Annotated in this window: 3 protein-coding genes; all 3 read right to left on the bottom strand. The window is 39.7% G+C overall.

Annotated elements, in window-relative coordinates; translation table 11 throughout:
• Positions 1-137: 137 nt before the first annotated feature.
• Positions 138-401 carry a hypothetical protein gene (locus Q0212_RS12600; protein ID WP_297926053.1) on the bottom strand — a complete coding sequence of 88 codons (264 nt, stop codon included), beginning with the start codon at positions 399-401 and terminating at the stop codon, positions 138-140.
• Positions 402-536: 135 nt separating this feature from the next.
• Entirely contained in the window at positions 537-743 is a 207-nt protein-coding gene (locus tag Q0212_RS12595; protein WP_297926051.1) for a hypothetical protein, read from the bottom strand.
• Positions 744-872: 129 nt separating this feature from the next.
• A complete protein-coding gene (locus Q0212_RS12590; RefSeq protein WP_297926049.1) occupies positions 873-1,103 on the bottom strand; it encodes a hypothetical protein in 231 nt (76 codons plus the stop codon).
• Positions 1,104-1,386 lie beyond the last annotated feature (283 nt).

Raw genomic sequence — 1,386 nt, 5'->3', positions numbered from 1 at the left:
ACTTGCATTGTTTTACCTCCAAACCTAACTCCTGCATCAACAGCGACAAGTACCCGCGCTTGTCAGTGTCTTTTTAATTTGGTGTAAAAACATCTAATTAAAACATCTTTGTGGGTACTTGCGCGTTATGCGCCTAGTTATACACCAACACTTAATAAATGTTCGGTGCTTAAATCTTTGCAGTAATTTAACGCGGCGGCGACTCGGAGTGCCAAGTGACCATCTTCATTTGATTGGCAAAAACCAGCGCACCAAATTACACAAGTGCCGGCACTATTAGTAACGTGCCAATACTTTCCGTCGTTTGTGTTTCCATCGCCATTTGCGCTTAATAGTATAAAATAATCATCTTTGTAATCGTTGGCACTTTTTATTAGTGCAGGGTTCTCAATATGTTTCATCGCCATCTCCGTGTATAACTCACGCTTTAACAGTGACACCACCCCAGCCACTATCTAAGCATTAAAAAATAAAATGATTCATACGCAAGGCTTATAATCGTGTGAGGTGGCGCACGTTAAGCTAGTAGTTAGATTTTATTGAATAGTACCTTTCTGCAACAAAGGCTCGTTTGGGTACTTCATTCTCAGTATTTCCATTTTTAGCTCGTCACACTCAGCCTGTGAGTTTTTTAAATGTTCAGCGTATTTGTCAAGCACCTGAATCAATTCTTCTTTTTTCATTTCGTATGTTTCGCCACGCTCTAGCATTATGCCTTGTCCCATATAATAACCAGTCGCCATTTTCAGTCTCCAAATCTAACTCAGCAATCAAGCGGAACGCACCCCAGCCGATTACTACGTTATGTATTAAATTATTGGCAACAGTGCCATTTTTACAGTCAAAGAGGGTGCGTCCTCTTATTGCTATAGTTAGGTTTCAATCTTTTGCCATTTTGTTGATAAACTCTTGGCTACTTTTACAACTGCATTCCATTCTTGCTTATGAAGCCTAGAAAATACTTTACCTCGCGGAACTATCTTTTTGTAGGCTTTGTCTTTTTTGTTTGCCCATGCTGTTGCATTTCCATAAGCAAGTGATTTTTTGGTGTATGCAGTAATTTCATTGCATATCACATCATAGTAACTGTTTCTCTTTTTCATACGCACCTCAAAAAATATACAAATCAAAATAAAGGTTTAACGCCATATTGCGATAACTTGCACGAGTAACGGGGTTTTTATTGTGCTGCCACTCGTAAAAATACCGCGCTAATTTATCTTGTTCATTCACAAACATTCCTCGCTATGTCACAACCTAACTCCTGCATCAACAGCGACAAGTACCCAGCCGATAATGGCTTATCTTTTGACGTTTGTGATTACTGTTTTCTGCGTACATCAGCGCGGGTATTTGCGCCTTACGCGGATCGTTAGGTTTCTAGTT

Origin of the sequence: uncultured Agitococcus sp. (assembly GCF_937920075.1) — a bacterium.
In the GTDB taxonomy this organism is placed as follows: Bacteria; Pseudomonadota; Gammaproteobacteria; order Pseudomonadales; family Moraxellaceae; genus Agitococcus.
This window is presented reverse-complemented; position numbering and strand designations above follow the sequence as displayed.